General features: G+C 67.4%; 25 protein-coding genes. 13 read left to right on the top strand and 12 right to left on the bottom strand.

The window, feature by feature from the left end; translation table 11 throughout:
- Positions 1-5: 5 nt before the first annotated feature.
- The 3 genes from lysS to ACFEMD_RS01070 all read right to left on the bottom strand — a co-directional run bounded on the left by lysS (position 6) and on the right by ACFEMD_RS01070 (position 3,523).
- A complete protein-coding gene (gene lysS, locus ACFEMD_RS01060; protein ID WP_394739030.1) occupies positions 6-1,703 on the bottom strand; it encodes a lysine--tRNA ligase in 1,698 nt (565 codons plus the stop codon).
- Positions 1,700-2,425: a UMP kinase gene (pyrH, locus tag ACFEMD_RS01065; protein ID WP_394739031.1), complete on the bottom strand. Its 726-nt coding sequence runs from the start codon at positions 2,423-2,425 to the stop codon at positions 1,700-1,702. The genes lysS and pyrH overlap by 4 nt, the downstream gene beginning before the upstream one ends.
- Before the next feature lie 102 nt (positions 2,426-2,527).
- Positions 2,528-3,523 carry a CapA family protein gene (locus ACFEMD_RS01070; RefSeq protein ID WP_394739032.1) on the bottom strand — a complete coding sequence of 332 codons (996 nt, stop codon included), beginning with the start codon at positions 3,521-3,523 and terminating at the stop codon, positions 2,528-2,530.
- A 78-nt stretch (positions 3,524-3,601) separates the two neighbouring features.
- On the opposite strand from ACFEMD_RS01070, the gene ACFEMD_RS01075 reads away from it, so the two are divergent.
- The 3 genes from ACFEMD_RS01075 (at position 3,602) to ACFEMD_RS01085 (ending at position 6,366) form a co-directional block, all read left to right on the top strand.
- Positions 3,602-4,423 carry a molybdopterin synthase gene (locus ACFEMD_RS01075; RefSeq protein WP_394739033.1) on the top strand — a complete coding sequence of 274 codons (822 nt, stop codon included), beginning with the start codon at positions 3,602-3,604 and terminating at the stop codon, positions 4,421-4,423.
- 336 nt (positions 4,424-4,759) lie between these two features.
- Positions 4,760-5,005 (top strand): DUF7123 family protein, encoded by a 246-nt coding sequence (locus ACFEMD_RS01080; protein ID WP_278303399.1) that lies wholly within the window; start codon positions 4,760-4,762, stop codon positions 5,003-5,005.
- 203 nt (positions 5,006-5,208) lie between these two features.
- A complete protein-coding gene (locus ACFEMD_RS01085) occupies positions 5,209-6,366 on the top strand; it encodes a site-2 protease family protein (protein WP_394739034.1) in 1,158 nt (385 codons plus the stop codon).
- Here ACFEMD_RS01085 and thiL read toward each other — a convergent pair whose 3' ends face one another.
- On the bottom strand, positions 6,367-7,272 hold the full coding sequence (thiL, locus tag ACFEMD_RS01090; RefSeq protein ID WP_394739035.1) for a thiamine-phosphate kinase: 906 nt from the start codon (positions 7,270-7,272) through the stop codon (positions 6,367-6,369).
- A 114-nt stretch (positions 7,273-7,386) separates the two neighbouring features.
- On the opposite strand from thiL, the gene ACFEMD_RS01095 reads away from it, so the two are divergent.
- From ACFEMD_RS01095 to ACFEMD_RS01105, 3 genes are all read left to right on the top strand, one after another.
- Positions 7,387-7,842, top strand: coding sequence for a 30S ribosomal protein S19e (locus ACFEMD_RS01095; RefSeq protein WP_005553061.1), 456 nt, complete (start codon positions 7,387-7,389; stop codon positions 7,840-7,842).
- A gap of 102 nt (positions 7,843-7,944) precedes the next feature.
- Positions 7,945-8,301 carry a DNA-binding protein gene (locus ACFEMD_RS01100; protein ID WP_005553060.1) on the top strand — a complete coding sequence of 119 codons (357 nt, stop codon included), beginning with the start codon at positions 7,945-7,947 and terminating at the stop codon, positions 8,299-8,301.
- Entirely contained in the window at positions 8,301-8,891 is a 591-nt protein-coding gene (locus ACFEMD_RS01105) for a DUF7411 family protein (RefSeq protein WP_394739036.1), read from the top strand. The genes ACFEMD_RS01100 and ACFEMD_RS01105 overlap by 1 nt, the downstream gene beginning before the upstream one ends.
- 4 nt (positions 8,892-8,895) lie before the next feature.
- Here ACFEMD_RS01105 and ACFEMD_RS01110 read toward each other — a convergent pair whose 3' ends face one another.
- Positions 8,896-9,420: a TspO/MBR family protein gene (locus ACFEMD_RS01110; protein WP_394739037.1), complete on the bottom strand. Its 525-nt coding sequence runs from the start codon at positions 9,418-9,420 to the stop codon at positions 8,896-8,898.
- A 138-nt stretch (positions 9,421-9,558) separates the two neighbouring features.
- On the opposite strand from ACFEMD_RS01110, the gene hisS reads away from it, so the two are divergent.
- Positions 9,559-10,857, top strand: a complete 1,299-nt coding sequence (hisS, locus tag ACFEMD_RS01115; RefSeq protein WP_394739038.1) for a histidine--tRNA ligase — start codon at positions 9,559-9,561, stop codon at positions 10,855-10,857.
- A gap of 36 nt (positions 10,858-10,893) precedes the next feature.
- On the opposite strand, the gene ACFEMD_RS01120 is transcribed toward hisS, so the two are convergent.
- Both ACFEMD_RS01120 and ACFEMD_RS01125 read right to left on the bottom strand, forming a co-directional pair.
- Positions 10,894-12,324, bottom strand: coding sequence for an MATE family efflux transporter (locus ACFEMD_RS01120; protein WP_394739039.1), 1,431 nt, complete (start codon positions 12,322-12,324; stop codon positions 10,894-10,896).
- Positions 12,325-12,406: 82 nt separating this feature from the next.
- Positions 12,407-13,498, bottom strand: coding sequence for a geranylgeranyl reductase family protein (locus ACFEMD_RS01125; protein WP_394739040.1), 1,092 nt, complete (start codon positions 13,496-13,498; stop codon positions 12,407-12,409).
- Positions 13,499-13,626: 128 nt separating this feature from the next.
- Between ACFEMD_RS01125 and ACFEMD_RS01130 the strand changes: the two genes are divergently transcribed.
- Positions 13,627-14,004 carry a hypothetical protein gene (locus ACFEMD_RS01130; RefSeq protein ID WP_394739041.1) on the top strand — a complete coding sequence of 126 codons (378 nt, stop codon included), beginning with the start codon at positions 13,627-13,629 and terminating at the stop codon, positions 14,002-14,004.
- A gap of 113 nt (positions 14,005-14,117) precedes the next feature.
- Here ACFEMD_RS01130 and ACFEMD_RS01135 read toward each other — a convergent pair whose 3' ends face one another.
- From ACFEMD_RS01135 to ACFEMD_RS01150, 4 genes are all read right to left on the bottom strand, one after another.
- Positions 14,118-14,513: a hypothetical protein gene (locus tag ACFEMD_RS01135; protein ID WP_394739043.1), complete on the bottom strand. Its 396-nt coding sequence runs from the start codon at positions 14,511-14,513 to the stop codon at positions 14,118-14,120.
- Positions 14,514-14,835: 322 nt separating this feature from the next.
- The gene (locus ACFEMD_RS01140; protein WP_394739044.1) at positions 14,836-15,318 is read right to left on the bottom strand and encodes a DUF7384 family protein; all 483 of its coding nucleotides are present in this window, start codon (positions 15,316-15,318) and stop codon (positions 14,836-14,838) included.
- Positions 15,319-15,489: 171 nt separating this feature from the next.
- On the bottom strand, positions 15,490-16,593 hold the full coding sequence (locus ACFEMD_RS01145) for a putative sulfate/molybdate transporter (protein WP_394739045.1): 1,104 nt from the start codon (positions 16,591-16,593) through the stop codon (positions 15,490-15,492).
- 85 nt (positions 16,594-16,678) lie between these two features.
- A complete protein-coding gene (locus ACFEMD_RS01150; RefSeq protein WP_394739046.1) occupies positions 16,679-17,542 on the bottom strand; it encodes a dihydrodipicolinate synthase family protein in 864 nt (287 codons plus the stop codon).
- A 139-nt stretch (positions 17,543-17,681) separates the two neighbouring features.
- Here ACFEMD_RS01150 and ACFEMD_RS01155 point away from each other — a divergent pair, with 139 nt between their 5' ends.
- Positions 17,682-18,212, top strand: coding sequence for a GNAT family N-acetyltransferase (locus ACFEMD_RS01155; protein ID WP_394739047.1), 531 nt, complete (start codon positions 17,682-17,684; stop codon positions 18,210-18,212).
- Between the two features lie 18 nt (positions 18,213-18,230).
- Here ACFEMD_RS01155 and ubaA read toward each other — a convergent pair whose 3' ends face one another.
- Positions 18,231-19,094, bottom strand: coding sequence for an SAMP-activating enzyme E1 (ubaA, locus tag ACFEMD_RS01160; protein ID WP_394739048.1), 864 nt, complete (start codon positions 19,092-19,094; stop codon positions 18,231-18,233).
- 126 nt (positions 19,095-19,220) lie between these two features.
- On the opposite strand from ubaA, the gene ACFEMD_RS01165 reads away from it, so the two are divergent.
- The 4 genes from ACFEMD_RS01165 to ACFEMD_RS01180 all read left to right on the top strand — a co-directional run bounded on the left by ACFEMD_RS01165 (position 19,221) and on the right by ACFEMD_RS01180 (position 22,978).
- A complete protein-coding gene (locus ACFEMD_RS01165; protein WP_278290912.1) occupies positions 19,221-19,406 on the top strand; it encodes an HVO_0416 family zinc finger protein in 186 nt (61 codons plus the stop codon).
- Between the two features lie 101 nt (positions 19,407-19,507).
- On the top strand, positions 19,508-21,373 hold the full coding sequence (locus ACFEMD_RS01170) for a UvrD-helicase domain-containing protein (protein WP_394739049.1): 1,866 nt from the start codon (positions 19,508-19,510) through the stop codon (positions 21,371-21,373).
- The gene (locus tag ACFEMD_RS01175) at positions 21,370-22,416 is read left to right on the top strand and encodes a M24 family metallopeptidase (protein ID WP_394739050.1); all 1,047 of its coding nucleotides are present in this window, start codon (positions 21,370-21,372) and stop codon (positions 22,414-22,416) included. Before ACFEMD_RS01170 ends, ACFEMD_RS01175 begins: the two co-directional genes overlap by 4 nt.
- A gap of 112 nt (positions 22,417-22,528) precedes the next feature.
- The gene (locus ACFEMD_RS01180) at positions 22,529-22,978 is read left to right on the top strand and encodes a response regulator (RefSeq protein WP_394739052.1); all 450 of its coding nucleotides are present in this window, start codon (positions 22,529-22,531) and stop codon (positions 22,976-22,978) included.
- Positions 22,979-23,032: the final 54 nt, after the last annotated feature.

Raw genomic sequence — 23,032 nt, forward strand, 5'->3', positions numbered from 1 at the left:
ACCTGTTAGCGATCCCGACGGAGTCGCGCGACGACGAACTCCCGGTCGACCTTCTCGAGGAATGGGCCGAGCTTCGGTCCCTGTTTCTCGTCGAAAAAGAGCCGGTAGCCGGCGCCAAAGAAGTCGCCGATATCGACGTCGTGGCGCTTCGCCGTCTCGTAGATTTCGCCCTGGATCTCGTCGGGCCCGTGGCCCGCCGCGACGAAGTCGGCGAGCTCCTCGAGGGCGTCCTCGGTCGCCGCATCGAACTCGTGGTCCGGAATCGCGCTGCGCTTGAGCTCGTAGTCGAACTCGTTTTCGGTCCGACGCGCCCAGTTGCGGGCCTGCTCGACGCGCTCCAGGGCGCCTTCGACGGCCCACTCGGGGGCGTCCTCGGGGATGTGGCCCTCCTTGCGGGCGACCTCCTCGCGCAGCTCGGGGTCGTCGAACATGCCGAGCACCGCGGCAAAGGTGTAGGGCAGGCGAATCCGCTCCTCTCGCGGTTCTTCCACGACGAGGGGATAGACCCGTTCGGCGAACGCCTGCTCGTCCTCGCCGGCGTCGACCTCGTCAAAGTACGTTGCCTCGAAGCGGTCGAACTCGTCGACGAGCTGGTCGAGGCGCTCGATGCTGAAGTCCCGGGCCTTCGAGGGATCCTTCGCGAAGAAGTACCGCAACACCTCGGGCTCGAGTAGCTCGAGGACGTCCGAGACGAGGATGACGTTGCCCTCCGAGGAGGAGAACGGTTCGCCCTCGAGGGTGAACCACTCGTAGACCATCGGCACCGGTGGTTCGATCTCGAGGACGTTCCGCGCGACGTCCTGGCCGCTGGGCCACGATCCCTCGGCGTGGTCCTTGCCGAACGGCTCGAAGTCGACGCCCAGCGCCTGCCACTGGCCGGGCCACTCGAAGCGCCAGGGCATCTTTCCCTCGCGGATCGTGGCCGTTCCCTCGTGGCCGCAGCCGTCGATAGTCCGGTCGCCGGCGTCCATGTCGGTACAGCGGTAGTCGACGGTCACGGGGTCGCTCTCTAGATCGACGCCCGTCACCGTCTCGGTGACCTTGCCACACTCCTCACAGATCGGATTGAACGGGACGTAGTCCTCGTCGACCTTGTCCTGGTACTGTGAGAGCACCTCGCGGGCCCGCTCTCGGTTGGCCAGGACGTGACGGGTGACGTCGTCGAACTCGCCGTCGGTGTAGAGCTCGGTCGTCGAGACCAGGTCGATCGGGACGTCCATCGCATCGGCGCTGTCCTGGATAATCCCCGAGAAGTGCGCGCCGTAGGAGTCACAGCAGCCGAACGGGTCCGGAATGTCGGTGTACGGCGAGCCGAGGTTCCGCCCGAGTGCGCCCGCGTCGACCTCGCCAAGATCGACGAGATTTCCCTCGAGATCACACAGCGTTCGCGGGAGCTTCCGAAGCGGGTCGCGGTCGTCGGCGGTAAACACCTGTTGGACCTCGTGACCGCGCTCGCGGAGCACCTCGGCGACGTAGTAGCCTCGCATCACCTCGTTGACGTTACCCAGGTGCGGGACGCCGGAGGGAGAGATCCCGCCCTTGATCACGATCGGCTCGTCGGGATCCCGCTCCTCGACCCGGTCGGCAACCGTGTCGGCCCAGAAGACGTGACGAGCGCCGTCGCCGTCCTCGCGCTGGAGGGTGTAGGGGCTCTCGGCGTCCGGCTCGCCGTCGTCGGTCGTTTCGTCGTCGTTTGCACTCATCGTTCGTTGCTCGCCCAGTAGGTCGGCTCCTCGCCGACGCCGTCGGGAACGACGTCGGTTCCCTCGTGGTCGCCGTGGCGGACCGCGCGGGCGATGCGGTCGGGGTCGGTTCCGTCGAGGACGATCGTTCGCATTCCGGATCGCTCGATGATCTTCGCCGCCAGCAAGTCGACCGGTGCGGAGGCGCCGGCGTTCATCTCGAGGCCGGCGATGACGTCGACGAGGTCCGCCGCGGAGAGGGTGTCGTACTTCGTCGCGTCGTCGACCTCGTTGGGGTCGTCGCTGTAGACGCCGGGGACGCTGGTCGCGTAGACGAGCAGGTCGGCGTCGACGTACTCCGCGAGGGCGGCGCCGACGGCGTCGGTCGTCTGTGCGGGTGCGACCCCGCCCATGACCGAGACGTCGCCGCGGCGAAGCGCGTCGCCGGCCGCTTCGTAGTCCTCCGCCGGTGCGGTGACGGCGTCCTCGCCGAGCGCGGCGATGAGCAGGCGTGCGTTGAGCCGGGTGACGTCGATCCCCAGCTTATCGAGTTCGATCTCGTTGGCCCCCAGCTCGCGGGCGGCGCCGATGTACTCGCGGGCGACGCCGCCGCCCCCGACGACGGTCCCCACCCGGCAGCCGTCCGCGACCAGGTCCTCGATGACCGCGGCGTGTTCGGACACCCGATCGGCCCCGGGCTCGGGGACGAGGACACTCCCGCCGATAGAAACGACCACTTTCATCCTAACGCGGTGTAGCGGGGTCGCTATCTTAAGGATTGCCAACTCCGCGGCGGCTGTGACACCCTCCCGTGACGACCGGCGGACCGCCCCGCGAGCCGCCAATCAGTCCTCGAGCGACAGGACCATCGCTGCGCCGTCGCGCTGGAAGGCGGTTCCGAACGGAGCCGACAGCTCGTGCATTCGCTCGCGGGACCAGTCGGCGGCGTCGGGACTCGCTTCGTGGACCGCACAGTCGTCGATCTCGGTCGGATACAGTCGGAGTTCGGTCGGCACCCCCGCCTCGGAGACGGCGAGGACGAACAGGAAGCTCCGGTCGTTTCGCAGCCGCGAGTCGACCGCGTAGTCGTCGACGAAGTCGCCCGTATCGTAGAGGATCGGCCGTCCCTCGTGGATCTCGACTCCCTGGAAGACGTGGGCGCTGTGGCCGTGGACGACGTCGGCGCCCGCCTCGACTAGCCAGCGGCCGAACTTCCGGAACGGCGCAGGGGGCTCCTCGACCATGTTTGGCCCCCAGTGCAGGGAGGCGACCAGCAGGTCGGGGTCGGCCCCGCGGGCGCGCTCGAGCGCCTCGCGAACGCGGCGTTTCGTCTCCTCGTCCTCGCGGTCGATCTCGATCCGGGCGGTTCCCGGCGAGGCGTCGTCGGCCGCGTACTCGGGCGTGTTATCGGTGAGGGCGACGACCGCGACCGTGAGCCCCCCGATCGAGACGACGGCAGGCTCGAGCGCCTCCTCGAGGGTCTCACCTGCGCCCGTTCGAGCGATCCCGGACTCGTCCAGGTGCTTCAGAGTGTCCCGCAGCGCGGCCTCTTCGTAGTCGAGGACGTGGTTGTTCGCCAGCGCGCAGACGTCGACCCCGGCTCGCTCGAGGGCGGGCACGGCCCAGTCGGGATCCGCGCGGAAGTGAAACGGGCGGTGCGTGCGTCGCCACTGTCGCCCTCGCGTCGAAAGGACGCACTCGAGGTTGATCACCAGCCCGTCGAGTTCGCGAAGCCGCTCGAGGACGGTCCCCCACACCGCGTCGACGGGACGTCGCCGCTGGCGGTCGTCGACGACGCGGCCGAGCATGACGTCGCCGGTGAAGCCGATCCGAGTGGCCATGCGCTCGACTACGGGTCGCAGGGACAAAGATCGCCACCCGTCGACAGCTACAAACCGCAACCGAACCAATCCTCCGACATGTACGTACTCGGCTGTCTGAACCGCGGGACGAGCGAGGACCGACTCGAGCGCGTCGTCGACCGGGTCGTCGACCGGCTCTCCAGGGAGGGACGCGTCGGCGTCGTTCGGTACGACGCGACGATCGCCGACGGCACGCAGGAATCACTGACGATAGGCGGCGACGTCACCTACGCGCTCGGGGCCGATGGCGACTGGACCGCCTCGGGAACGGGAATGTCGGTCGCGGACGCGCTGGCGGCGCTCTCGACCGACTGCGAGTACGCCGTCGTCGTCGGCGTCCCTCGGCTCCGGCACCCGACGCTCGTCGTCGGAGAGCCGTCCGACGACGTCGAGCACGTCCTCGCGACCGTCTCCGGCCCCGGCGACCTCGAGGAGGACGCCCTCGTCGAGGCCCTCGAGGCCGAAGAGTCATACGAGACCCTCGAGTCACTGGTAGCGCGGGTCAAGCGTTCCCCGCGGGCCAACCGGGCGGGTGCGATCGCGACGTTCACCGGACGGGTTCGTGCGAAAGACGACGACGACGACGCCCGAACCGAGTACCTCGAGTTCGAGAAGTACGAAGGCGTCGCCGAGGAGCGGATGGCCGCCCTCGAGACGGACCTCGAGTCCCGGGAGGGGGTACTGGACGTCGAACTCTACCACCGAACCGGCGTCGTCGCCGACGGCGAGGACATCGTCTTCGTCGTCGTCCTCGCGGGCCACCGCGGGGAGGCGTTTCGAACGGTCGAGGACGGGATCAACCGACTCAAGGACGAGGTGCCGCTGTTCAAGAAAGAAGTCACCGTCGAGGACGAATTCTGGGTTCACGAGCAGTCATAGCCCTCGTTCCGGCGGATTCTCGAGTTTGGGCTCGAGTAGGGAGAGGGGGTCGTTTTCTGGCTTGCCATAGCAAGTATAATCTCCGATCATCGTTGACCGGAATGACACTGCAAGCTCTACTGAAACAGTATATTAAATTGACATCTTGTATAATTCCGTGTTTTAGAAATGAATAATACGTTAGGGTGGAGTATAAAATATCTAAAGACGTCTCGTGCCGTCGTGAAACGTCTCGACGACGGCGATAAAGAACCTATTATTCGACTGTACGCTGAATGCAACCAAAAACTCGCTAAACGTCCTTACTTTATAACATATACTGGCTGCAAGAGAGTGTTGTCGATGAGCACGACAGCCCAATCCTCCACGGAAAGCAAAGAACGGCGGCTAAAGAACTACCTGCGCGAACAGGTCGAAGACGGCGAGCTGTACTTCAAGGGGAAGTTCATCTCTGACGACGTCGGCATGTCCCCGAAGGAGATCGGCGCGCTGATGGTCAAACTCTCGGATTCGGACGGCGACCTCGAGGTCGAGAAGTGGTCGTACACGAGCGCGACGACCTGGCGCGTGCAGTCCGCCTGAGCTGTCGTCCACACAACGAACGACGCTCACCCGCGCCGGCGCGCCACGGACGCCATCCGGCGCGGTCTCCCCCCTGATCAAACGGTTGCGGTCTCGCCCGCGTCCGACTGACTGTCTCGGCACGCGGGCTCACTCACTTCTTCGAGAGCGATCGCCGCAGCTTAGGGAAGGCGATTTATACGAGCAACCGCTGACTTCGGACGATGGACGACGTCGATTCGTCCGACTACGGGGCGGCGAGCGACGGGAACCCGTTCCCGGAGGACGGACCGCCGCTCGAGCGCGTCGAGTCGGTGTTTGCGGTTTACGAAACCCGACGGGAGGACGACCAGCTCGTCTACTACGGCGATCCGCTGGTCGCCCCCGAACCACTGATGCAGGAGCTGTGGCCGGTGTTTCGCGAGGCGGGGTACGACGTCGAGCTGACGCGGCGCCACGGCGAGTACGCCCTCGTCGCCGAGCCCCGGTCTATCGGGATCGACGGGGTCCCCTGGACGAACGTTTTTCTGTTACTCGCAACCGTCGTCTCGACGCTGTTCGCCGGCTCGATGTGGTATCATATCGATCCGTTCGCGAATCCGCTGGCGATGTGGGAGGCCTGGCCGTTCATGGTCGCGATCCTGGGCGTTCTCGGCGTTCACGAGATGGGCCACTACGTGCTGAGTCGCTACCACGGGGTCGACGCCTCCCTGCCCTACTTCATCCCGGTGCCGACGCTGATCGGGACGATGGGCGCCGTGATCAAGATGAAGGGCCGAATGCCCGACCGCAAGGCGCTGTTCGACATCGGCGTCGCCGGCCCGCTCGCGGGACTGATCGCGACGGTCGTCATCACGATCGTCGGACTCCACATGCCCCCCGTCACCGCGCCCGAGGATGTCGTCGCGGACCCGAACGCGATCCAGATCGACCTCGGCTACCCGCTGTTGCTCGAGTGGCTCGCTGCCCTCTTCGATCAACCGCTCTACCAGGATGATCCGGCGACAGCGGTAAACCCGGTCGTCATCGGCGGCTGGGTCGGGATGTTCGTCACCTTCCTGAATCTCATCCCGGTTGGCCAGCTCGATGGCGGTCATATCCTCCGAGCAATGGCCGGGAACCTCCAGGAGACGATCGCGGCGCTAGTTCCCGGCGCGCTGTTCGGACTCGCGGCGTACCTCTACTACGTGAGCGGCTACAGCGGCAACTCGGTGTTCATCTGGGTGTTCTGGGGGATCTTCACCGCGGTGCTGGCCTCGGTCGGCCCGGCGCGTCCGGTCCAGGACGAACGGCTCGGAGCCGGTCGGTTCCTGCTCGGCGTCGTCACCTTCGGGCTCGGCCTGCTGTGTTTCATGCCGGTTCCGATCGCCATCGTCCAGTGATCAACCCTCGCCGTGGGTGTAGCCTCGATCCGCGAGCGACTCCCCGTCGAGGCTGATTCCGTCGTCGCTCTCGAGAACGGCCCCGATTCTCGAGAGTGGAACGTCGACCGCGTTGCGAACGGCCTCGAATGCCGTCTCTGGTACCGTCGCGACGAGTTCGAAGTCCTCGCCGAACGTCGTTGCGCGCTCGAGGGCCTCCCGGTCGGTCTCGGAAACCGACCGAACGACGTCGTCGACCGGAATCGCCTCGCCGTCGATCGCGAACCCGCAGTTGCTCGCCTCCGCGAGCTGGTGGAGCGACCGCGCGAGGCCGTCACTCGAGTCCATCATCGCCGTCGCGTGCGGGGCGAGCGCCCGTCCGGCCGCGATCCGCGGCTCGAACCGGAACAGCTCGTTCGCACGCTCGCGGGCGTCGGCGTCGTCCCCGCGCTCGCCGCGTCGAAATAGCTCGAGAGCGGCTGCGCTCCGTCCGAGAGTGCCGGTGACGCAGACGACGTCGCCGGGTCGGGCGCCGCTGCGCGGAACCGGGTCGTCGGTCCGACCGATCGCCGTCGTCGCGACGGTAAACTCCTCGTGGCCGTCGAGGTCACCGCCGACGTACTCGCCGTCGACGAGCTCGCAGACGTCGCGTGCGCCCTGGACGAACGCAAGCAGTTCGTCCTCGACGAACTCCGGAGCCGCGTAGGCGGCGACTGCGGCCGTCGCATCGGCTCCCATCGCCGCGACGTCGGACAGCGAGGCGCCGACGGACCGCCAGCCGGCCGTGTAGCGGCTCGTCCCCGGCGGAAAGTCCGTCCGCTCGTGGAGCATGTCGGTCGTCACGACCAGCCCGTCGACGACGGCCGCATCGTCGCCGACCGGGTCGAGTTCCCCCTCCAACAGCGCCAGTGCGGCGCGTTCGTCCATACCCGGCGTTTCGGGGCCAGCACGAAAAGCGATCCGGACCGAGAGAACGGTTCTCGAGGTCGAGCTCGGGGAAAGACGATGGCCTTAAATGCCGCGGCAGGGAACCCAACGCCAATGGCTACGATGTACGACGTTCCGGCGGACGACCTCATCGAGGCGCTCGCCGAGGACCTCGAGGACCGACTCGACGAACCCGACTGGAGCCAGTTCGCCAAGACTGGCGTCGACCGCGAACTGCCACCCGAGCAGGAGGACTTCTGGGCGACCCGCGCCGCGAGCCTCCTCCGGAAGGTCGCCGACCGCGGTCCCGTCGGCGTCGAGCGACTCTCCACCGAGTACGGCGGCGGTAAGGCCGGAACGAACCGTTACCGCGTCGCCCCGGACCGACGAACCGACGGCTCGAAGAACGTGATCCGGACGATCCTCCAGCAGCTCGAGGAGGAGGACCTCGTCGAAACCGCCGAGGGCGAGGGACGGCGCATCACGCCCGCCGGCCGGAGCCTGCTCGACGACACCGCCGGCGAGGTTCTCGAGGAGCTCGACCGTCCGGAACTCGAGCGCTACGCGTAAGGCTCGCTTTCGAGCACTCTTTTCGGACCGCTCGCCGATCAGCGACGTCTCTCGCTCTCATCGTCCGTAATCATTTTCTGCGCCCGCGCGCAACGTCTCCCTATGAGCGGCTCACCCGACGAGGAGAAACTCGAGGAGCTCCGACAGAAGAAGATGGAGCAGCTACAGGACCGCGCCGAAGGGGGCGGCGAGGCCGACCGGGCGAGCCAGGAGGCCGCCCAGCAGCAGGCCGAAGCCCAGAAGCAGGCGCTGCTCCGCCAGCACCTGACCGACGACGCGCGAAAGCGACTCAACACGGTCAAGATGAGCAAGGAACAGTTCGGCGAACAGGTCGAACAGCAGGTAATCGCGCTGGCTCGCAGCGGACGCATCCAGGGCAAGATCGACGACGAGAAGATGAAACAGCTCCTCCAGGAGCTCAAACCGGACTCGAAGAGCTTCGACATCAAGCGTCGCTGATGGAGCTCGGACTGCTCTACAGCGGGGGCAAGGATTCGACGCTCGCGGCGCTCGTCCTCGAGGACTTTTATGACGTCACGCTCGTAACCGCCTGTTTCGGCGTCAGCGACGACTGGAAACACGCCCGCGAGACCGCCGAAACCGCCGGCTTCGCGTTCGAGCGCCTCGAGCTCGACGCCGACGTCGCGAGCGAGGCCGTCGAGCGCATCCGCGAGGACGGGTTCCCCCGGAACGGCATCCAGCACGTTCACCAGCAGGCCCTGGAGGCGCTCGCTGCCGGTCGATTCGACGCCGTCGCCGACGGCACCCGCCGAGACGACCGGGTACCGACCGTCTCACGGGCTCAGGCCCAGAGCCTCGAGGACCGCCACGGCGTCGACTACATCGCGCCGCTGTCGGGATTCGGCCGGACGGCTGTCGACCGGCTCGTCGAGGACCACCTCGAGGTAACCGTCGGGCCGAGCGAGTCGATCGACCGCGCGGACTACGAGGCGGAGCTGCGGGCGATCATCGCCGCGGAGGACGGCCACGGGGCCATCGAGGAGCTGTTCCCCGACCACGAGCAGACGTACGTGACGAACGTCCGATAGTATCCTACCGACCGCGGTTGCGTTTCCAGAGCCCGTAGTTCAGCGCCGTCGCGAACGCGACCCAGCACAGGTACGGCACCAGCAACAGCGCCGCCCGGCGATCGATGCGCGCGAACGCCACGATCGTCACGGCGATCGCCGGACCGAGCAACGCGATGACGAGGAGTTCCCCGAGAATCGATCGTCGGCCGAAGAAGACGAGCGACCAGAGCGCGTTCAACGCGAGCTGGGAGAGGAACACCCGTTCGGCCCGCCGCTTTCCCCTCGCGCTCGCCGTTCGGTCCCGACGGATCAGGTGCCACGCGACCCCCATCGTCGCGAACAGGGCCGTCCAGGCGGGTGGAAACACCCAGCCCGGCGGCGTTTTCGGCGGTTTCTCGAGCGTCGGATACCACTCGCTCACGTCGTCGGCGGTCAGCAGACCGGGGACGACGCCGACGAGCTCGCAGAAGCCGACGGCCAGACCCAGCTCCCGCCACTCGCCGTCGTCGAGCGTCTCGGGTGCGGTCCGATCGATTCGCGAAGGCATACGACGCCTTCACCGTTATAGTATAAACCTCTCCGTCCGCTCGGTTGCGAGCGCGGTTCGTCCCGCCCGGCGCTTCGGGTTCGCGCGATCGACGCCCAAACGAAAGGTTAGAAGGTTGCCGTCGCCGAACGGTGGGGTATGTACGACGGCATCAAGGGGTTTCGTGACTTCTACCCCGGCGAGATGGCCGCCAGGCGGGCGACCATCGATACGATCGAGGACACTGCCCGCAGGTACGGCTTCCGCGAGATCGGGACGCCCGCGCTCGAGCGCGCGGAGATGTGGACCGACAAGAGCGGCGACGAGATCGTCGAGGAGCTGTACGCCTTCGAGGACCAGGGCGGGCGCCACGTCACGCTGACCCCCGAGCTGACGCCGACGGTCGCGCGGATGGTCGTGGCGAAACAACAGGAGCTCTCGAAGCCGATCAAGTGGTTCTCGACGCGCCCGTTCTGGCGCTACGAGCAGGTCCAGCAGGGCCGCCAGCGCGAGTTCTACCAGACAAACGTCGACATCTTCGGCTCCTCGGAGCCGGAAGCCGACGCCGAGATCCTCGCGTGGGCCGCCGACGCCCTGACCGACCTCGGACTCACCGGCGACCACTTCGAGTTTCGGATCTCCCATCGCGACATCCTCGGGGGCGTCCTCGAGAGCTACGAGACCGACGTCGACACGACCGAGGCGATCCGGGCGGTCGACAAGTCCGGCAAGATCCCCACCGCGGAGTACCACGACCTGCTAGCGGAAGCGGGGCTGACGTACGACCAGGCCGCCGAGTTCGACGATCTCATCGCGGGTGGCGACCTCGAGGCCGTCGAGTCGTTCGCCGATACCGAGCGCGTGACGGCGGCCGTCGAGAACCTGCAGCACGTGCTCGGCGCCGCCGAGGACTTCGGGGCCCGCGAGTACTGTACGATCTCGCTCGAGACGGCTCGCGGACTCGACTACTACACCGGCGTCGTCTTCGAGTGTTTCGACTCGACGGGCGAGGTCTCCCGGTCGATCTTCGGCGGCGGGCGCTACGACGACCTCATCGAGAGCTTCGGCGGCCAGCCGACCCCCGCGGTCGGGGTCGCGCCCGGCCACGCGACGCTGTCGCTGCTGTGTCAGCGCGCGGGCGTCTGGCCCGAGGAGGAGGTGACGACGGACTACTACGTGCTCCGGGTCGGCGACACCCGCGCCGAGGCAGCCCGGATCACCCGCGAGCTGCGCGAGCGGGGCCACGTCGTCGAGACCGACGTCGCCGGCCGCTCCTTCGGCGCCCAGCTCGACTACGCGGACTCGATCAACGCCGAAACGGTCGTCATCGTCGGCGAGCAGGACCTGGCGAACGACGAGGTGACGGTCAAGGACATGGAGACCGGTGATCAGCTCCAGACCGCCGTCGAGGAGTTCCCGGGCGACCTCGAGCGTCCGACCTACGAGGACTTCGCGTAACGCTCCCGCGCGCCCTCGCGACCGATACGATCTTCTTCAGTTCGCCTCTGCGTCGGGGCGATACCGCCGACTCACCGCTTTCCAGCGCCCCCGCCGGAACAGCCAGTAGTTGATCCCGCCGGGGACGTACGTCTCGAGCAGGAACGCGAGGTAGAGTCCCGCGACGCCGAGCGGGGTGACGAGGCCGAGCGCCGCCGCGGGCAGCGCGAAGACGTACCGACCGATCAGCGAGGCCACCAGCGGCAGTCGGGTGTCCCCGGCGCCGAGCAAGGCGCCCGCGGCGGCGCCGTCGACGCCGAGCCCGATCGCGCTGACGGCGCCGACGGCGACGAACGTCGCGGCCAGCGAAATCTCGTCAGGTTCGCTCACGAACAGCCCCGCGATCGGGTCGGCAAAGGCGACGACGGCGGCGGCGATCCCGACGTAACAGACCACGGAGAGCCGGACGATCCCCTCGCCGTAGGCGCCGGCTTCCTCCTCCTCGTTCGCGCCGAGGTGCTGGCCGACGAGCGAACTCGAGGCCAGCCCCATCCCCCAGTTAACGCTGTTGATCAGGCTGCGGACCCGACGGCCGACCTCCAGGGCCGTGACGACAACCGGGCCGAACGAGGCGGCGATCCATAGCATGGGGAAGACGACGACCCCCTGTGCGAGCCGGCGGCCGATCTCGGGCGTCGATATCTCGACGAGGTCGCGGATCACGCCGGCCTCGAGCCACGGCCCCTCGAGGGTGATCGGGACGGGACTCGGCTCCATCCCGAGCGCGCCGTAGGAGCGTCCGACCATCCCCCAGGCGAGGACGAGGGTGACGAACCCCGTCGAGAGGGTCGTACCGAGCGCCGCGCCAGCGACGCCCATGTCGAAGCCGAAGATGAACGCGGCGCTGAGCAGGATGTTGAGGACCGCGCCGCCCGCTCGAGCCATCATCTCGGTGAACGTGTCGCCGACGCCGGTGTAGGTGCGGCTGGCGATCAGGTTCAGCAGCTCGAAGACGACGGCCGGCGCGACGTAGACGAGGTAGGTGCTGCCGTGGGCCAGCGAGTCGGGGCCGGCGCCGAACAGCCCGATCAGGCGATCGGGAACGATGAGGAACGCGGCCGCGAGCGGCACCGAGATGACGATCGCGAGCAGGACGCTCTGGGTGACGACCAGCGACGCCCGCTCGTTCTCCTCGCCGCCGTAGTTTTGGGAGACGAGGCTGACGGTCCCGCCAGCCAGTCCGAGCCCGAGCATCGCGACGATCTCCCAGTAGGCCAGCGCGAAGGCGAGTCCCGCGGTGCCGGCGGTTCCGACGGCGATCCCGACCATCGCGAGGTCGGCCGTCTGCTTGGACATGATCGCGACCCCGGTGACGATCCGGGGCCAGGCCAGATCGACCGTCGGGCGCAGTCGCTCGGCGTCGATGATCCCCAGGCGCTCGAGGAGATGCGCGACGAGCGCGGCGATGGCCGCCAGCCGTCCGGTCATCGCTCGAGTGTTTCGCGACGAGGGTCTTCGGTTCGTCGCCTTCGGCTCCGGGAAGACACGTCCGAGCGACGCCTCGAGGGAGTCACGGCCGCAGTCTCGAGAGCATCGCCTTCAGATGGGTCGGCGAGATCAGCGACGTCGGGCGATCCATGTGGACGCCGATCTCGCCCGACAGCGCGCTTAGTCCGACGCGCTGGATCGGCTCGGGCAGCGAGTACGCACGGCGGAGCCAGTGGCCGAGCTGCTGGTCCCGTTCCAGATCCTCGCGCCAGGCGTGTTCGTAGGCCGCGAGGCTGGTCGGACGCTCGGGGTCGATCTCGCGAGCGGCGTGGTCGGCAGCGGTCGTCCCGTAGAGGATCCCACCGCCGGTGAACGGCTTGGTCTGGGCCGCAGCGTCGCCGATCAGGAAGCCTCGACGGCTCGTCACCCGATCCGCGGGGCCGATCGGGATCGCCCCCGAACACCGGTGGGCGACGTCGATCTCGTAGCCGTCGATCAGCTCCTCGAAGTGTTTGGTGACCTCGACGCCCGGCGGGGCCGCGAGGCCGTACTCGACGCCGGCCTCGCCGCGGGGGATCCGCCAGGCGAAGAAGGTCGGCGGCGTGAGGTGGACGTCGACGAAGTCCTCGGAGTCGTCCTCCTCGGAGAACGCCAGCACGCCGTGGAGCAGCTCGTCGGGTTCGGGGAGTCCGAGTTCCTGTCGAACCCGCGAGCGCGGGCCGTCACAGCCCGCGACCATCTTCGCCTCGTGGGTGACGGGACCGTCGGGACCGCTCGCGACGACCTCGACGCGGTCGCGGTGTTCGGTGACGCTCGTGACGGAGTGGTTCTCCCGAACGTCGGCGCCGGCCTCGCGAGCGAGGTCGGCGAGGTGGCGATCCAGCCCGACGCGGTCGATGACGTTCGAGGCGACCTCGCGCTTGTAGAAGGGGTAGGCGTCGCTGCGGGGGCCGCCGACGTGAAAGCGCGCGCCGTGGATCTCGTTCTGGAGGAGTTCCTCGCGGGCGCCCTCGCCCGTGACGCTCCAGATATCCGTACTGACGTGGCCCGAACAGGCCAGCGGCGTGCCGATCGTCCCCTGCTCTACGGCGAGGACGTCGTGGCCGCGCTCGGCGGCTTGCCGGGCAAAGCGCGCGCCAGCGGGGCCGACGCCGACGACGACGAAATCGTACATATTCCGTACGTCTCACTCGGACGGTAAGAAGCTCTCGAGTATCGCCCGCCGAGCGTCGACGGTCATCGCGTCCGTGTCACTGGTTCCCGGTGAGAAGATTATAACTTGTCCGACAACACCTCACACGTATGCAGACCGGGAACGCAGTCGACGAACGAATGCTCGACCGCGAGCGACAGCTGCTCGCCGTCCTCGTCCTCGGTCCGCTCTTGCTCGCACAGGTCGTCCTGCTGTACGCAGGGTTCGGTGATCGCGGCGTTGCCGGACTCGGTCCCGGCCTGATCGGGCTCTACGCCTGCGGGGCAGTCGCCCTCGCCGTCCTCGTCGACGGCCAGCGCACGCTCGAGTTCCAGCTTCTGCTTTCGGGTGGACTGGCCGTCCTCACTGGAACCGCCGCAGCTCTGGTCCCGGCGACGACGTACACCGTCGGGGCGATCGGCTTCGCCGCGACAACGCTGTACTACGGCTGGCGCTGGTGGGCTCGAGAGGGTTCGGTTCGACGGTAGTCGAAGCGAATCCGTCCCCTGGGTTGGGGTCCGGGAGGAAAGAACACACTCTCGAGTTCCGGCCCAGGGTGGTACTGCTTGGTTATGGTGAGCGGACGTCTCGATAGCGAACCTTACTTCCAGCTGTCGATTTTACGGGCGCTGAGTATATGTCCCATCACGTATACGAACACGGAGACGATCGCGCCGATTCCGAAGCTGGCCACGACCGCGGTCGAAACATCGAACTGAAACGCGATCACCGCTGCGACGAGTGCGGCCACCGCAGTCGTCGCGATCCGTCCAGCGCCACCGATCTCTCGGAACCAGTTACCTGCCCGTAGACCGACCGCCGAGTTAGCCAGCGGTCCGAGGGAGCCGAGTCCCGTTAGAAAACCGACAGTCACCCATCCCCAATGAATGGAACCTGTCCCGATCAGGTGCCGCGACAGCACTACCAGTGCCAGAACTACGACGAATACGTCCGCCCACGTCGGCGCACGTTCCGGATACCACCGGTCCAGAACCATTGGATCAGGCATATCTAGATTTGGAGATAAGCATTGGGGCACAGTATCGGTATCCGTAGTTGGGAGCACGGGTTCGGTATTCGGAGTAGGTGGTGAAACTCGTGTTACGTACAGCAACCTCTTTTACCGGGGGCATCGGCTGGCGTCTGCGACGCCAGCCTCAACCCCCGGCAAAACCCGTTGATGCCAAAAGGCCGCCGTCGCGGGGTTTCATCCCGCTCCGGCGGTGAACCGCTCGCTTCGCTCGCGGATGCTCGGCATTTTCCGCAGTGTTCCATTCGCACGCTCTACGTAACGAACCGATGGTTCGACCGATTCGCGTCTACGCTCGAGGATCGACGTCCGGTCCCGGATACTCGCCGCCGACGGTCGCCTCGTAGAGGCTCTCGGGGTCGAACAGTCGGGCGAACGCGTCGGGCGGGCGGACGCTGACCGAGACGCGGGGCTGGAGCGAGAGCCCCGCCTGCGCGGAGTTCAGCCGTTCGTCGTACGAAAGGAGGTGTGCTGCCTGCCCCTGGTAGGCCGAGGCGAGCGCCGGATGGTCGTCCTCGGGCTGGTCGACCGCGACGCGGTCGGCCTCGAGTCGTTCGCGGTGGTCGGCCGCGAGTTCCGGGTCGGCCAGCGAGGCGACCAGCCGTTCGGTCTCGGCGAGCAGTTCGTCGCTTGCGACCAGCTCGAGCCAGGAGTGGCGACGAACGTGATCGAGCGCCTCGCGGGCCTCGCCGCCGACGAGCAGGTCGGCCGCGAGCACCGCCGGATCGGCGACCACTCGAGTTGGGTCTGGTTCGTCGCGACGCTCACTCATCGTCGTCCTCGGTTCCCGCCTCGTACGTTGCTCGGACGTCCTCGAGTGCGATCCCGTACTCGCTCGCGCGGTCGAACAGGTCTTCCCAGCTGTCGGTCATCGGTAGAGGGTTCGAGTTCGGGAACAAAAAGCCCGTTCGCCCGCGTCGACTCGACGGCGTCTCGAGCCGGCTCACGCCCGTCTCGAGAGCAGCCAGAAGACGACGGCGCCGAGCACGAACGCGACGCCGACGTTGACCGCGAGGCCGACGACGCCGACGCCGACGACCAGCGCGAGCGCTCGCCCGTCGTCGACGGGGGCGAACGCGGCCCGCCCGAGCTCGATCGCGACGACGACCAACAGAACGCCAAGGAGGGCGAGCGGGAAGGCGGCGAGCAGGGCGCCGGCGGCGACCAGCGCGAGCGCGAGGTAGCCGATCCCGAGCAGGACGTTCGCTCCGGCGGTTCGGGCGCCGAAGGCGTACTTGCCCGCGAGCCCGCCGCTGCCGTGACACATCGGCACGCCGCCGATCGGGACCGCCGCGAGGCAGGTGACGCCCATACTTTGAGAAAGATCGTCGGCCCGGACGTCCCGATCGTAGAGGTCGCCACAGAGCAGGGCGGTCGCGATGGCCGCGTTGCCGATCGTCATTCCCAGCTGGGCGATGGTGGCCTCGAGCGCCCCCGTCGTAAGCGACGGCCCGCCGGCGGGGAAGAGCGCGGGCTCGGGCACCCGGGGTGTCGGGACGCCCGCGGTCGCGACGGCCGCGACGGCGCCGAGCAGCAGAACGACGAGAACACTGGTCTGACGGTAGCCGACGACGGCGAGGACGGCGACGACGGCGAGTCCGGCCGCCGCGATGGGGAGGCTCTCGAGGGAGAGCCCGACCGCGGACTCGAGCAACAGCAGGGCGACCGCGAACTGTACACCCCGGATGACGGGCTCGCCGACGACCCGCTGGAGGTGGCCGACGAGTCCGAGCCGACCGACGACGAGCAGGACGATCCCGGCGAGCAGCCCGGCTGCGGCGAGTTCGGGATACGAGAGGGAGCCGACGATCGCCAGCCCGATCAGGGCCTTCATCGGCTCGACCGAGAGGGGCATCCCGTAGTACAGCCCCCAGACGATCTGGAAGACGCCGAAGCCGACGAGAACGTGGGGCAAGGAGACGGACGTCGTCGCGGCCAGCGCCACGACGAGCGGAAGGACCGTAACCGAATCTCCTAGCGCACCCGTCAGCTCGGACGTCGAGAACTCGAGGTCTCGGCTGGTCTTCGAACCGATCGAGTACGCCATCTACCCGCCATTTGGCGGGGGAGAACTTGACGCTTTTCAGTAACCTCGTACGATTCATTCGTCCGGACTCAAGAACCAAACCTGGTTACGTCTCGAGGGTTCGCTCGAGGATCGACTCGAGATCGGTTTTCGCGTCGGCTTCGAGTTCGTGAAGCGGCCGCCGAGGGCGGCCGACCGACTGTCCCCGCATCGCGAGGGCGGCTTTGACGCCGGGGACGCCGAACCGCGAGGTGACGGCGTGATTGAGTTCGACGATCGCGGCGTTTCGCTCGCGGGCTGCCTCCGTTCGATCCTCGCGGTCGAGCCGGTAGATCTCGCTCGCGAGTTCGGGAACGACGTTGGCGACCGCGAGCACGCCGCCGTCGGCGCCCGCCGCGAGCCCGGCCGCGTAGACGCTCCCGCTGCCGACGAAAACGGAGAAGGCGTCGTCGGTGTGATCGAGCAGCCGCTGGATCGACTCGAGACTCCCGCTCGAGTCCTTGATCCCGGCGACGTTCTCGTGGGTCGCGAGCTCCGCGACCGTCTCGGGGGCGAGCGCCCGGCCGGTGAACTTGGGGACGCTGTAGAGGTAGACCGGGACCGGCGAGGCGCTCGCGACCTCCTCGTAGTACGCGACGAGGGCCGCGTCGTCGGTCCCGTAGAAGGAGGGCGTGACCACGAGCGCGGCGTCGGCGCCGGCGTCGGCCGCGCGCTCGGTCGTCTCGAGGGTCGGCTCGAGTCCCTCTCGGCCGGTGCCCGCAAGCACCGGGAGGTCGGTCGCCTCGCCGACCGTCTCGACGACCGCGACGCGCTCGTCGGTCGTCAGTGCCGGCCCCTCGCCGGTCGAGCCACAAGGAACCAGGAAGTCGACGCCGGAGCGCTCGAGCCACTCGGCGAGCGCCCGCAGTCGCTCGTGGTCGACTGCGCCGTCGGCGAACGGAGTGACGAGGGGAACGCCGGTGCCGTGCATGGACCGGGGTACGACCGTCGGCCACATGGAACGTGGGGTTCGGGCAGCGTTCGCTGCGGGCGGACAGAGAGCGCTCGAGGAATGGGTGGGCGTGACACACCGCCCAAGCTACTTTGGGTGGCGACGACGAGCCGAGAGTATGGAACTGCGCCGCCTCGAGCCGGGAACGGCGGACGCTCGAGCGATCACCCGCGTCAACGCGCTGGCCTTCCGCGAGGCCTACGACGAGTTGCTCCCCGAGGAGGTGCTCGCGGGGTTCGGCGCCGCCCCGTCCGACGGGCAGCTCCGCGAGTATGCCGACCGCCTGCGCGAGGATCGTAGGGGCATCTTCCTGGCGGAACTCGAGGGAGAGGTTCGAGGCTACGGCTACGTCCGGTGGGGCGAAGGGACGAAGGCGTTCGTCGGCCCGGACGAAGCGGGCCTCAAGGAGCTGTACGTCGAGCCCGACTACTGGGGCGAGGGGGTCGGAACGGCGCTGCTCGAGCGGTGTCTCGAGGCCCTGCCGAACGAAGTCGAGCGGTTGCGCCTCGAGACGCTGGCCGGAAACGACGTCGGACGACGGTTCTACGAGGCTAGGGGATTCGAGCGAACCGGACGTTCGGAGTTCGAGATCGCCGGCGAGGCGTACCCGACGGCGATCTACACGCTCGAGATGGCACCGGAGCGCTGAAAGCGACGGACGGGAGCGTTAGTCGGCCGAAATCGAACAGCTCCCCTCGTAGGCGACGTCCTCGACGGATTCGATCTCGGGCTCGTCGCCACAGACCGGACACTCCGGGTTCTGGAGGACGTCGACGGTGTCGAAGGTCATCCCCATCGCGTCGTACATCAGGAGCCGTCCCTCGAGCAGGTCGCCCTTGCCGAGGAGGTACTTGACGACCTCGGTGGCCTGGATGCAGCCGACGGTGCCCGGCAGCACGCCGAGCACGCCGGTCGTCGCGCAGTCGGGAACGGTTCCCGGTTCGGGCGCTTCGGGGAAGATACAGCGGTAACACGGCGGATCGTCGGCCGTCTCACCCTCCGAGTCGGCTCCGTTCCCGTTCCGGTCGTTCGTAAACATCGTCACTTGCCCCTCGAAGCGATAGATCGCACCGTGAGAGAGCGGCGTTCCCGTCAGCACGCAGTGGTCGTTGAGCAGGTAGCGGGTGCCGAAGTTGTCGCTGGCGTCTAAGACGACGTCGTACTCGCCGACGAGATCGTCGACGTTCGCCGCCGACAGCCGCGTCTCGTAGGTGTCAACGTCGACGTCCGGATTGAGTGCCGCGACGTAGTCGGCCGCGCTGTCGACCTTCGGACGGCCGACGTCGTCGTCGCCGTGGACGATCTGGCGCTGCAGGTTCGAGCGCTCGACGACGTCGTCGTCGACGATCCCCAGTCGTCCGATCCCCGCGGCCGCGAGGTACTGGATCGCCGGCGACCCCAGCCCGCCGGCGCCGACGACGAGGACGCTGCCCTCGAGCAGGCGCTGCTGGCCCTCGGGGCCGATCTCGTCCATGATGACGTGTCTCGAGTAGCGATCGAGCTGCGTCGCGTCGAGGCGGAGTTCGCTCATACCCGATCTTCGTGCGAGACCGAGAAAAGTCCGCGGGTCAGCCGAGTGGATCGATCCGGTCGCGGGATCCGGCAGATTACTGTGTGAACCGCGGTCTTTAATATCATGGTTCCCGTTGTCACGGGTATGGCAACCTCACCCAATGATGCCGGTGACGATGTCTTCGATGAATTCCTTTCGGACCGCGGTCACACGGTAGAACGAGTGGGGTGGGAGCAGGAGTATAACAAGAAGCAGTGTCCGGACTGCGGCGGGCTTCACGAGCAGTCGGCCAGTAGCTGTACCGTCTGCGGGTGGACGCCGACCCCGTAGTCGGCGGACGCGAGGACCGGGACCGACGGTATTCGGTCCAACAGCGGTTTTCCGGCCGTAACCCACGTCACTTATGGGTATTGCGACCCTGAACAGCTACAATGGCTACTACGGAGACGAAGGTCACCCGGCTGTTCGGTGGGCCGGGAAGCGGGAAGACGACCGCGCTTCTCGATCACGTCGAAGAGATCCTCGAGCAGGACGGGGTCACGTTCCGGGATATTCTCGTCGTCTCGTACACTCGAGCGGCCGCACAGGAGGTTCGCGAACGGCTGGCAGAGCGCCTCGACGAGAGCCCGCGCGCGCTGCAGGGCAACGTCTGTACGATGCACGCGAAGGCCTACGAGCTGCTGGATCTCTCTCGAAGCGACGTCATCGGCGAGAAGGACAAAGAGGAATTCTGCGAGGAGTACGGCATCGAGTACGAGGACGAGTACTCGGGAGCGGGCCGTCGCACGGCCCGCTCGACGACGATCGGGAACAAAGTTATCGCGACGAGCCAGTGGCTCCAGCGGACCAGCCGCGAGGTCTCCGACTGGTACGACGTCCCCTTCCAGTGGGACGACGAGGAGGTTCGGCTCCCTCCCGAGATCGACGACCGCGCCCAGGAGGGCAACAAGTACACGCCGACCTGGCCCTCCGACGACGATCGGATCGACGTCCCCGAGGCGATCCGCGGCTGGCGCAGCTACAAGGGCGAGCAGGGCAAGATCGGCTTCGCGGACATGCTCGAGCGGGTCAAACAGCGCTCGCTGCTGCCGAACGTCGACTACCTGGTGATCGACGAGTTCCAGGACATCACCACGCTCCAGTACGACGTCTACGAGGAGTGGAAACCCCACATGAAGGAGGTGCTGATCGCCGGTGACGACGACCAAGTCGTCTACTCCTGGCAGGGCGCCGACCCCGCCTTGCTGCTCGACGAGGAGGTCGACGAGGACGTTATTCTGCCTAACTCCTACCGACTCCCCTCGAACGTGCTCAACGCGGTCAACAAGGAGATCCGCCACATCGATCAGCGCCAGGACAAGGACCTCAAGCCCCGCAAGGAGGGCGGCTCAGTCGAGGCCCGTGCGAACGCCTCGATGCTCGACGTCGTCCGGATGGTCCGGCGTACCCTCGTCGAGGGCGACGGGACGATCATGCTGCTGTTTCGCGCCCGGTATCAGATGTTCCAGTTCATCGACGAGTTCATCACCGAGGGCGTGCCGTTTCGGTCGCTGACCGACCAGCGGATGTGGACGGACCGGCTCACCCAGTACGTCCGCGCCGTCGAGGCGATCGACGCCGGTGACGACGTCACCGGACTCCAGGCCCGCCGCCTCGCGGACATGCTCCAGGACTCGGCGTTCGGCACCAACGAGCGCGACGCCCTCTTCGACGAGATCGACGAGCGCCAGGAGGAGGCGGGCGTCGAGGACTTAGAGGAGCTCACCGTCCCCGCCGAGGTCATCGAGGACCACGCGCCGTTCATGCCCGGCCCCGCCTCCGCGGGCGACATGGTCCGGAAGGTGACGAACTTCCAGAAGAAGAGCATCCGCTCGTACTTCAACATCGGCGAGTACCAGGGGATGGACACCGACCGAGTTCGCGTCGGCACCATCCACTCCGCGAAGGGCCGCGAGGCCGACCACGTCTTCATCGGCACCGACCTCACCGAGAAGGTCGTCGAGCAGATGGTCGCAACCGTCGACGACCCCACCGACGTCCCCGGCTGCGAGGAGTTCACCAAGACGACCTCGCCCGTTCCCGTGCTCACGGACAACGAGCGACGGGTGTTCTACGTCGGCATGTCCCGGGCCCGCGAGCGACTGTACATCCTCGAGAACCTGGTCGACGGCGCGCCGACGCTACCGATCGACGTCCTCCTGACTAACCAGCTGACCGATTTGAGCCTCGAGGAGCTGCTCGAGCAGGCACAGGCACCCGACGGCGAGGCCGAGGAGCTCGAAGCCGAAGCGCCGTGACCGGCGACGCGTCCGTCGAGTCCGCCCTGCGTACGGCCCTCGAGCGTGAGGGCGCGAGCGCGTTCGTTCACGTCGGCTCCGCCGACGATCCCGCGATTCGGTACTGTCGATCCGAACTCGAGCGAGAGTTGGAGCGAGGGCGCCGCGCCGTCGCGTTCGACGGCCGCGAGTGGCGCGTCCGATCGGCGACCGACACCGAGGCCGATCCCGCCAGTAACCTCGCCGACGACCTCGCCGGCGCCGGACTCGAGGGAACGGTACTGACGCCGGCCCGGATCCCCCACGACGCCGCGCTCTACCTCGAGGGGGCGGGCTTCTCGCTTGCCTCGACCGACGTCATCGAACAGTCCAGGGCGACGAAGACACCCGCCGAACGAGAACGGATCGAAACGGCACAGACCGCTGCGGGTGCCGGAATCCGACGCGGCGCCTCGCTGCTCGCGGGCGCCGACGTCGTCGACGGACGGCTCCGCCTCGAGGGCGAGCCCCTGACCGCCGATCGGCTCCGTGCTGCGATCGACGAGGGGATCGTCGCCGCGGGCGGGTTCCCGGACGGCAACACCGCGGTTTCGGTTCCCGACGGCGACCCGGCTCGATCGGGCGTTCCGGTCGTCCTCGAGACCGCGCCGCGGGAGCCGTCGGGCTACTACGGCGGGCTCGCCCGAACGTACGTTCGCGACGGCGACGGCGGCGACGAGCGACGCGCTCACGTCGGCGTCACGCGCGCGTTTCGCTCGGCCGCGTCGATGCTTACCGCCGACGCGCAGTCGGTGACCGCGGTCGAGGCCGACCTCGAGGCCGAGGTGCGGGCGTTCGGGTTCGAGGACGGGATCCGAACCCGCGTTGCCGGCGTCGGTCTCGAGCCCGTGGAGCGTCCGAACCGCGGACGCCAGGAGATCGACGGGGGAGCCGTCGTTCGACTCGACGTCGGCGTCGAAACCGAGAACGGCCGAATCCGACTGAGGGAGCTGTTCGCGGTCGACGAGGCGGTCGACCGGCTCGAGTCGATCCCACAGTCGCTCGATCCGGCGGCGCTCGAGTGAGTCCGGCGATTTCGCCGGTCGTTCCTAACATATATACTCAGGGGCTGCACACGCAGTCACTCCCAACGTGTATAGTGAGCGGTCTTATTGAGGTGTCTCGAGAAACTACCGTATGAGAACCGTGACTCCGTCCGAGCCAACCAACATTCTTCTCGTCGAGGACAATCCCGGCGACGCGACGCTGATCAGCGACGCGTTCGACCAGGTTGCCGACGACGTCCGAGTCCACACCGTTTCCGACGGCGCCGAGGCGATGAGCTATCTCTCCGATCACCGCAACACCGTCTCGTTTCCCGATCTACTGTTGCTCGATCTCAACGTGCCGCGGGTACACGGGCTCGAGCTGCTCGAGACGCTCCAGGAGGAGTCCGACCTGCTCACGCTCCCGGTGATCGTGCTAACCTGCTCCGAGGACGAGTCGGACATCGCCGAGAGCTACGATCGATGCGCGAACGCCTATCTCACGAAGCCGAACAGCCACGACGAGTACGTCTCGCTCGCTCGAGCGGTCGACGAGTTCTGGGTCAGGACGGCCCAGCTGCCGTCGGTGACGGCGGCATAGCGATTTCGTTCGGACGGAGTGGCGTCCTCCCACAACTGAAGTCGTGGGCTTCTG

This window comes from Natronococcus roseus (assembly GCF_043677095.1).
Lineage (GTDB): Archaea > Halobacteriota > Halobacteria > Halobacteriales > Natrialbaceae > Natronococcus > Natronococcus roseus.

Bases quoted from the DNA above. Each gene is read 5' to 3' on its own strand.
- lysS (WP_394739030.1), bottom strand. From the start codon at position 1,703: ATGAGTGCAAACGACGACGAAACGACCGACGACGGCGAGCCGGACGCC.
- pyrH (WP_394739031.1), bottom strand. From the start codon at position 2,425: ATGAAAGTGGTCGTTTCTATCGGCGGGAGTGTCCTCGTCCCCGAGCCC.
- ACFEMD_RS01070 (WP_394739032.1), bottom strand. From the start codon at position 3,523: ATGGCCACTCGGATCGGCTTCACCGGCGACGTCATGCTCGGCCGCGTC.
- ACFEMD_RS01075 (WP_394739033.1), top strand. From the start codon at position 3,602: ATGTACGTACTCGGCTGTCTGAACCGCGGGACGAGCGAGGACCGACTC.
- ACFEMD_RS01085 (WP_394739034.1), top strand. From the start codon at position 5,209: ATGGACGACGTCGATTCGTCCGACTACGGGGCGGCGAGCGACGGGAAC.
- thiL (WP_394739035.1), bottom strand. From the start codon at position 7,272: ATGGACGAACGCGCCGCACTGGCGCTGTTGGAGGGGGAACTCGACCCG.
- ACFEMD_RS01095 (WP_005553061.1), top strand. From the start codon at position 7,387: ATGGCTACGATGTACGACGTTCCGGCGGACGACCTCATCGAGGCGCTC.
- ACFEMD_RS01100 (WP_005553060.1), top strand. From the start codon at position 7,945: ATGAGCGGCTCACCCGACGAGGAGAAACTCGAGGAGCTCCGACAGAAG.
- ACFEMD_RS01105 (WP_394739036.1), top strand. From the start codon at position 8,301: ATGGAGCTCGGACTGCTCTACAGCGGGGGCAAGGATTCGACGCTCGCG.
- ACFEMD_RS01110 (WP_394739037.1), bottom strand. From the start codon at position 9,420: ATGCCTTCGCGAATCGATCGGACCGCACCCGAGACGCTCGACGACGGC.
- hisS (WP_394739038.1), top strand. From the start codon at position 9,559: ATGTACGACGGCATCAAGGGGTTTCGTGACTTCTACCCCGGCGAGATG.
- ACFEMD_RS01120 (WP_394739039.1), bottom strand. From the start codon at position 12,324: ATGACCGGACGGCTGGCGGCCATCGCCGCGCTCGTCGCGCATCTCCTC.
- ACFEMD_RS01125 (WP_394739040.1), bottom strand. From the start codon at position 13,498: ATGTACGATTTCGTCGTCGTCGGCGTCGGCCCCGCTGGCGCGCGCTTT.
- ACFEMD_RS01130 (WP_394739041.1), top strand. From the start codon at position 13,627: ATGCAGACCGGGAACGCAGTCGACGAACGAATGCTCGACCGCGAGCGA.
- ACFEMD_RS01135 (WP_394739043.1), bottom strand. From the start codon at position 14,513: ATGGTTCTGGACCGGTGGTATCCGGAACGTGCGCCGACGTGGGCGGAC.
- ACFEMD_RS01140 (WP_394739044.1), bottom strand. From the start codon at position 15,318: ATGAGTGAGCGTCGCGACGAACCAGACCCAACTCGAGTGGTCGCCGAT.
- ACFEMD_RS01145 (WP_394739045.1), bottom strand. From the start codon at position 16,593: ATGGCGTACTCGATCGGTTCGAAGACCAGCCGAGACCTCGAGTTCTCG.
- ACFEMD_RS01150 (WP_394739046.1), bottom strand. From the start codon at position 17,542: ATGCACGGCACCGGCGTTCCCCTCGTCACTCCGTTCGCCGACGGCGCA.
- ACFEMD_RS01155 (WP_394739047.1), top strand. From the start codon at position 17,682: ATGGAACTGCGCCGCCTCGAGCCGGGAACGGCGGACGCTCGAGCGATC.
- ubaA (WP_394739048.1), bottom strand. From the start codon at position 19,094: ATGAGCGAACTCCGCCTCGACGCGACGCAGCTCGATCGCTACTCGAGA.
- ACFEMD_RS01165 (WP_278290912.1), top strand. From the start codon at position 19,221: ATGGCAACCTCACCCAATGATGCCGGTGACGATGTCTTCGATGAATTC.
- ACFEMD_RS01170 (WP_394739049.1), top strand. From the start codon at position 19,508: ATGGCTACTACGGAGACGAAGGTCACCCGGCTGTTCGGTGGGCCGGGA.
- ACFEMD_RS01180 (WP_394739052.1), top strand. From the start codon at position 22,529: ATGAGAACCGTGACTCCGTCCGAGCCAACCAACATTCTTCTCGTCGAG.